Genomic DNA, 7,037 nt, shown 5'->3' with positions numbered 1-7,037 from the left:
AGGTGGTAAAAAATTTTGATAAATACTACAATCCGCAAACTCAAACAATAGAGGGAGTAGTTGGAAAAGGCGGTCAAGAGTATATGCCAAAAGCTATTGGAGAAGAGCTAATAAATAAAATCCAACAAGTAGAACACATTCCACACTATAACACCTATCTAAACGACTTAAAAAGCGTAGGAATAGAGCATACACACGATTTGAGATACAAATATGCAAAAGAGAGCTTTATGGAAAAAATAAGTAGCGGAATGGATTATAAACAAGCATTAAGAGAAGTATCAGAAGAGATAAATCATCATCGGGAAAGTATGACGCAATACTATTTGGCAAGGGCATAAGGTAAAATACGGGATTAATCCCGATTATTACTTAACATAAGATAATTTCTTTTATAGAAAAATATAAAAGTGAGTGATAATAATCAATAAATATTATACTTTAAATACCTCCAATTCTTTTATTAATGACTTAATATTTGAATTTAGATTATTCATTAATTTTAGAACTTCACTAATATTTGATTTATTTTTATTAGAAAAATCTCCCAATTGTTGCAAAGTAGTTGATATATTAGTAATACTACTATTTAGTTCATCAAATGATTTTATAGTCCTATTTAATAGTTCATCAGTTTGTTGAATAGAATGTGACACATTTTCAATATTATTTTCGACATTTTTTGCATTAGATGAAATTGTAATAATCTCATTAGCATTACTATCTATTTTATTTCCTATCTCCTCAATGGATGATATTAGTAAATTGATCGTGGCATCAATTTCGTTTAAATTTTCGTGTGTTTTTTCAGCAAGTTTTCTTACTTCATCAGCTACAACAGCAAAACCTTTTCCATGCTCTCCTGCTCTTGCTGCTTCTATTGCTGCATTTAAAGCTAACAAGTTGGTTTGTTCTGCGATTTCTGAAATAAATTGAATTATATTTTTAACATCATTTGTTTTAGTTTTTAAAGACTGAACATTATCTAAAATCTCTTTTTCATTCTCATTGACATTTATTACCTTTGAAATAAAGTGTTTAAGTTCTTCAACAGAATTATTAAGATGCTTTAAAGATTCTTTAAAAACTTGATTAAACTCTTGTATTGCATTTTCAACAATATCAGAATTTTCTGAAACTGAGTTAAATAATTTATCAGTATTTTTTATTATATTTATTTCTTCTTCCGCTCTTGAAGCAACTATTTTAGATTTATTAAATACATCAGTAGATATTATCATTACTTTGTTTCCAGTGTTTTTTGTTTCTTTAATTATATTTTGGACTATTTCTATAAATTTATTAATATTTTTTGCAACAATTGATAACTCATTTTCTGTATTTAACAATATTCTTTTACTTAAATCAGCATCTCCACTAGATAATTTTTTTGACTCTTTAATCAAGATATTTAAATTATTTAATATTATTCTACCAATAGATACAGAAATTATTAATAAAATTAAACCAACTATTACAAAGCTAGCAATTAATATATAGTGAATATTATGCTTGATTGTTTCTATTTCTTTATTTTGATCTTCTTTTAATGACCTAGCAATTTTCACAGCTTTTAAAGTTAATAAATCCATATTATTCAATATTTTTGACGTTTTGTTTTCAATAAGATTATATTCAATTAAAGTTTTATAATATAACTTTAATTCCTTTATCAATTTATTAACAACATCTTTGCTATTAGCATCATTTAGATAATTTAATATATTACCCAATACGTTTTTTATTTCTTGAATTAATTCTTTAATTTTTAACATATATTTGTCATTGCCAGTTAGTAGATAATCTTTTTGAGCAATTTTTATTTCATATAATATTTTTATAACCTTATTAGCTAATGAAGCATTTTCTATCTCATCTATTATTTCTAATGTTTTATTGGTATTTTTTATAACATTGTCTCGTTGAGTTTTTAAATATTTTCTTAAATAATATGCTTTTTGAAATGAAGATTTACTTAAAATAAGTAATCTTTTTTGTAATTGTTCCATTGAATCTATATTAGATTGATATTTGTTAAAATTATTTTTAAGTTGTTTAAATGTATCAATAATTGATTTAGCAAGTTTTTTATTATTTATATCGTTAAATTTATTATATAAAATATTTGCTTCACTTATACCATAATCAATATGTTTAAAAATAAGCTTTTCTAGTTCATCATTTTTTGTTGCAATAAACTTATCTATATAATCTTTTGCTTGCAATATTTCTTCTAAAATATTATTTGATATTCCCACTTTTTCTAACTTATCACTTAAATGATTTAAATTATTCATAACTAATACATAAATAATAATAAATGAAGCTATTACAATAATTGGCATAACAAATAATAAAGTTTTTATGTTAATTTTCTTAATATTTAACAAAATACCCCCCCTTTTTTTTATAAAAATTACAAACAAACAATATAAATATATCAACTAATTCTATCTCTTAAAGTTTCAAAAACATCGTCAATATTAAAATTTTCTTTAATAAAACTAATTGATTCTTCTTTAAAGGTTAAAAAAAGGAGATTTTTATATTTTTTATAAGTCTTTTTCATATTTAATATTAAAGTAATGAATTATCTTTTCTCTATGAAGATATTGAAATCACTTAACATAATAAACCTTCTCTTAAATACCAACACTCTACAAAATCCAAATTATTTCAAAATGTTTCAGTTTGATATTTCAAATCGTTTCAGTTTGAAATAGTTTATTTCATATTGACAAGTCATTTTGAAATATTATAAAATGACAAAACAATTTGAAACATTATTTTTGAGAAATTATTCCCAAAGGATAAAAATGAGATTTGAAGTATTTGGATATGTGATTGATATTGAGAAAAAAGCACTAAAAGAAAAAGAGGAAATGCCAAATGATTTAAAGTGGGCATTGGAGATAATTGAAAAGTATGGAGCAAAGATACCTCCAAGTAAGAAAAAGCAAGAGAGTGCAAAAAGAGCTTCTAAAATAAAAGCTCAAAAGACAAAAGAGAAAATCCAAAATGCAATAAATCTATTACGCTTAGAAGGAGAAGAGATAACACCTTACAAAGTTAGCAAACTTGCAAAAGTAAGCTATAACACAGCAAGAAAATACTTAAAAAACAGCAATATTTAAAAATTAGCCTCTAACAGCCTCTCTATTGCATTTTTTACCTTCTCGGCTATGTAAGTATTAAAAAATTATTTTCGTGCATTGTAGGGCTTATTAGAGGCTAATTTTGGCATAAAAAATTTTCAAATCGCGCGCGCCATTAAAAATGAAAGATTAACGCAACTCTACTAACTAACAAAATCTATCTTTAATCGAATGGTATCCTTAGGCTACTTAGACTATCCCTTATTGACTAAAAAAAGTAAGTTCTCTTACTTACCAAAGTCTATTATTTTAAAAACTTTCTATAAATTTTATCTCGTTCATTAGGTCCAATTAGTAAAAGCAAATAAAGGTATTTTTTATACAAACAAACTTTTAACTTTTAAAAAAGTTTTTAAAAGCACTATCGGAATGCGCCCTTCGGGCGCTTTAACATCACCAAACAGTATATACCCCTTATAGTAATTCGAAGTAAATACCCTTGACAGAAATAAATTTATTTCAGTAGAATAACAAAAAGGTTACCGACTGGCACTCGGTAACCTAACAACATCTAACTAAGGGATTAAAATGTGTTTAACAGATAAACTAAGCGTCCATAGAAGGCTTAACCTGTGTTAAAATTATACCATAATGCACTAAAAAAAAAAGAATTCTATTTTATTTTTTTCTTTCTTGGTGGTGCAAAAGGTGACGAATGGATGGAATTATACTTACCTATCCCAAATGTTATTATTTACCCAAAAGGTAAAAATGGCGTTTTTATTGGCTACTTTGTAGAGGGATTTTTTGTTACTCCAAATAATAAAAAATTCCTACAAGACATTATTAAACGCTTTGAAAAAACATTCCTAAAACTCTCTAATATAGGCTATGTAGAAAGAATTAAACATCCTCCCATTTTAGACAATAAAGTAGATTTTAAATTACAAATGGACAAAATATACTCTCTAAAAGATTTTAGTAAAGTTTTAGAGAATATGGATAATTATATATCTAAAAAACAAGAACAAATTGAAAATTTAAAAATTGCAAAAGCTCTTGGAGAAAAAAAAGTAACCGACGATGCGTTATTTGACTATATGCGTTTTATTGCCTATGATTTTGTAAAAACGAATGGTAAAGAAGCTTTAACAAGAGAATATTTAGAAGAAATAGGACATCTGGGAAATGAAATATTAGGCAAAACAAAAGAACCAAGCACTGTAAGGGCAAAAGCTAAAAGTATTTACAATTGGATACAGGAAAAATACAACATAGGAAGTGGGATAAATAATTGGAATTACAAAAGAAAACTATCCGATGAGGAGTATGAAATGACGAGAAAAGAAATAGCGTTAAGAAACTCAAAAATGAGAGCTGAAAAGACTAAAAATAAAGTATATAAAGCAATCCAAGAACTTAAAGCAAAAGGAGAAACAATTAGTATAAAAAATATTATAAAAATATCAGATGTAGGTTATAACTCCGCTCAAAAATACCTCCGCCAAGCAAGAGAAGAGGGACTAATATGACAAAACAAGAGCTTCTCCAAATAGCAGGAGAGCTGACTAAAAACATAGGACTTGGTATATTCGTTAATGGAGTGTATGGAGTTAGTGATGGAAATATCCAAACATACGAACTCATTGACATAAGTTTGGGAATTGCGTTAATGATACTTGGTATAATAGCCGAAAGGAGAGCCAAATGAATACAGGACAATTAATCATAATCGGCATAGGAATAATTGCAGGAGTAATAACTCTTTATTTACTGCTAACTACTAAAACACATCACAAACCAAAACACGAAAAATAGAGTGCGTGCGGGCTTGCAGGAAGTCCCAACAGGGCGATAGAGTTACTTAACTTCCCGCACGCACCCAGCACGCCTTGTGCGTGCTGTCGCTACTCCAAAAACTTGCGTGGCTAATAACTAATTTGCTATAATAAAATTACATTTTCTCCATTATGGAGTAATGCACCGAAAGGTGTAAGAGGTCGAGGGAACAAGGGCGACCTGTCACGCCCCCCTCCACCTGTGCGGAAAGACCGCACAAAGAGTGACAGGTTTAGTAGGAGGTGTCTTCAAAAGAGCCGTAAGAAAAATCCCCTCAAAAAGAGGGCATAGGAGAAGTATGCCCTAAATCTTACGGCTTGGGTGTGTCTGCATTAGTAGGAGGTGTCTATAAATCCAGAAATAAATCGTTGTTAAGTTAGTAAGCTAACGCACATTTGCGTATCGTAAGCAAGGCGTTTGCTACGCACACATAAGAGAAGTATATATGCTATTTGCGTAGCAACGCACGAGCTTGCGAGTGCGTAATGCAAGCGTTAGCTTGCCAGTACCAAGCGAGGCGACTTTTAAGTCGCACGAGCGGGTGCTGTATGATTGAGTAACAAGTAGGAGGTGATACCTCGCAAGCCAGTGTCGGCTGGCGTGGAGCCGTCTCTTTAAGTCCAGCACCAAGTGGTGCTGGACGGCATTCGAGCGTTAGCGAGAATGTAAAGAGACGGCGAAACGCCAAGCCGAGCAATCGGGGATTTAAAAATCCCCATAGTTGCGAGGCTTTAAGATGTTTAATCCGTTTAAAATGCGTTTATTTTGTGTTTAAAACAAGCGTTTAAAAAGTTTATAAATAAACAAAATCAAAGAAAGGAGGTGTAAAGGAGAGAGCCAGAAAAAAGCCAGTGCGTCGTAACCCGCGACGGCAATTTTAAATAACGGGTAGGTGGAGCAAAAGTAATTAAGCAAAGTTGCATTAAGAGGTAGCGTCCTCTATAAAAAACGCAGGTCTAAACTATGCCTGTGTCTCTCCAAAAGAAAAAGTATAAAAAAGCGTAATAAAAAGGTGGTGTAAGAAAAAAGAGAAAGTAAAGAGGGGGAACTCCCAGCCTTGGGCGGGAGCAATTGATTTATCTATTTTCTTAAACAAGAAAATAAGTAAGTCAATCGCCCTGATGACACGACGCACAAGGCGTCGTGGGTGGTGCAGGGTCGCCACGCAACATTATCGAGTAAAGTAACTTAATCCAAGCCCTGCACCACTAAAAACAAAAAAAGGAGAATTATGTTTAACGAAAAACACCTTGAAAAATTAAGCAAACTTTTAAGCATTGATAAAAAATACGCAATATTATTTGCTAAACGCTTACAAAATTGGATACGAACAAATGGAGATGAATTACCAAGTCTAATTAAGGGAATAAATGTAATTCTCCAAGACATAAAAATAAAAGAGGAACAAGAGAAAAAAATAAACCTAAATGGCATAAAACACAAAGCAATAATAACCTATGCAAAAGAAATAATCGACCTTGCAAATAGTGGTCTTGGAAGTAGAAAAATAGCAAACTATATTGCTACAAAACACAAAATAAAAGTTGGATATGCAACAATTTACAATTTTCTAAAACAAAATAAGCACCTATTGGAAAAGAATGGCTAATTTAAGAGGTGGGACACTTGATAAGCAAATAAAAGACGCTTTATACAGACTTGACGCACAAGGAGAGAGTAGATACTTAAAAGAAGACCATTTAACTCATTCAAGTGCTTTATGGGATAAAAGAGAGATGTATTTAAGGGATTTTGCTAATTGGGTAAAAGAGAATGAATTAAGCGGAAAATTAAACACACTAATGACAGAAGAAAATATAAGAGCTTTTTTAGACGAACGACTTGCTGATGTATCTCCAAAAACTGCACTTGATTACACAAGCGGATTTAACTCAATGCTAAAAGGACTTGAAGAAGTTAGAATAACTATCCCTGCAAATCTCCAAAATGACTTCTTAAAAGATTTTAGAGAGGTATTTAGAGAGCAAATCCATATGCAAGATATAGTAACTAATAGAGCAATCGAAAATGTAGATTTGAAACTCCAAGAACTATACAACACACGATTTGAAAGTGGAGTAATTGCAGAAGTGCAAAGAGAAC

At 30.1% G+C, this 7,037-nt stretch carries 7 protein-coding genes and 1 pseudogene; 6 read left to right on the top strand and 2 right to left on the bottom strand.

Going from position 1 to position 7,037, the window contains the following annotated elements:
- Positions 1–341: pseudogene (locus tag ACYQ1U_RS07895) on the top strand (hypothetical protein); the annotation flags it as partial.
- A 93-nt stretch (positions 342–434) separates the two neighbouring features.
- On the opposite strand, the gene ACYQ1U_RS07890 reads toward ACYQ1U_RS07895, so the two are convergent.
- Positions 435–2,390, bottom strand: coding sequence for a methyl-accepting chemotaxis protein (locus ACYQ1U_RS07890; protein WP_459886476.1), 1,956 nt, complete (start codon positions 2,388–2,390; stop codon positions 435–437).
- A 50-nt stretch (positions 2,391–2,440) separates the two neighbouring features.
- Positions 2,441–2,569: a hypothetical protein gene (locus tag ACYQ1U_RS07885; RefSeq protein ID WP_459886473.1), complete on the bottom strand. Its 129-nt coding sequence runs from the start codon at positions 2,567–2,569 to the stop codon at positions 2,441–2,443.
- 247 nt (positions 2,570–2,816) lie between these two features.
- On the opposite strand from ACYQ1U_RS07885, the gene ACYQ1U_RS07880 reads away from it, so the two are divergent.
- The 5 genes from ACYQ1U_RS07880 to ACYQ1U_RS07860 form a co-directional block, all read left to right on the top strand.
- A complete protein-coding gene (locus tag ACYQ1U_RS07880) occupies positions 2,817–3,134 on the top strand; it encodes a hypothetical protein (protein ID WP_459886470.1) in 318 nt (105 codons plus the stop codon).
- A gap of 593 nt (positions 3,135–3,727) precedes the next feature.
- Positions 3,728–4,627: a hypothetical protein gene (locus ACYQ1U_RS07875; protein WP_459886467.1), complete on the top strand. Its 900-nt coding sequence runs from the start codon at positions 3,728–3,730 to the stop codon at positions 4,625–4,627.
- Entirely contained in the window at positions 4,624–4,806 is a 183-nt protein-coding gene (locus ACYQ1U_RS07870) for a hypothetical protein (protein WP_459886465.1), read from the top strand. Before ACYQ1U_RS07875 ends, ACYQ1U_RS07870 begins: the two co-directional genes overlap by 4 nt.
- A gap of 1,359 nt (positions 4,807–6,165) precedes the next feature.
- A complete protein-coding gene (locus tag ACYQ1U_RS07865) occupies positions 6,166–6,543 on the top strand; it encodes a hypothetical protein (protein ID WP_459886462.1) in 378 nt (125 codons plus the stop codon).
- Positions 6,536–7,037: hypothetical protein (locus tag ACYQ1U_RS07860; protein WP_459886459.1), on the top strand; the 502-nt coding region annotated here is incomplete at its 3' end. The genes ACYQ1U_RS07865 and ACYQ1U_RS07860, both read left to right, overlap by 8 nt.

It is taken from the genome of Caminibacter profundus (genome assembly GCF_054657155.1).
This window is presented reverse-complemented; position numbering and strand designations above follow the sequence as displayed.

Bases quoted from the DNA above. Each gene is read 5' to 3' on its own strand.
- ACYQ1U_RS07885 (WP_459886473.1), bottom strand. From the start codon at position 2,569: ATGAAAAAGACTTATAAAAAATATAAAAATCTCCTTTTTTTAACCTTT.
- ACYQ1U_RS07880 (WP_459886470.1), top strand. From the start codon at position 2,817: ATGAGATTTGAAGTATTTGGATATGTGATTGATATTGAGAAAAAAGCA.
- ACYQ1U_RS07870 (WP_459886465.1), top strand. From the start codon at position 4,624: ATGACAAAACAAGAGCTTCTCCAAATAGCAGGAGAGCTGACTAAAAAC.
- ACYQ1U_RS07865 (WP_459886462.1), top strand. From the start codon at position 6,166: ATGTTTAACGAAAAACACCTTGAAAAATTAAGCAAACTTTTAAGCATT.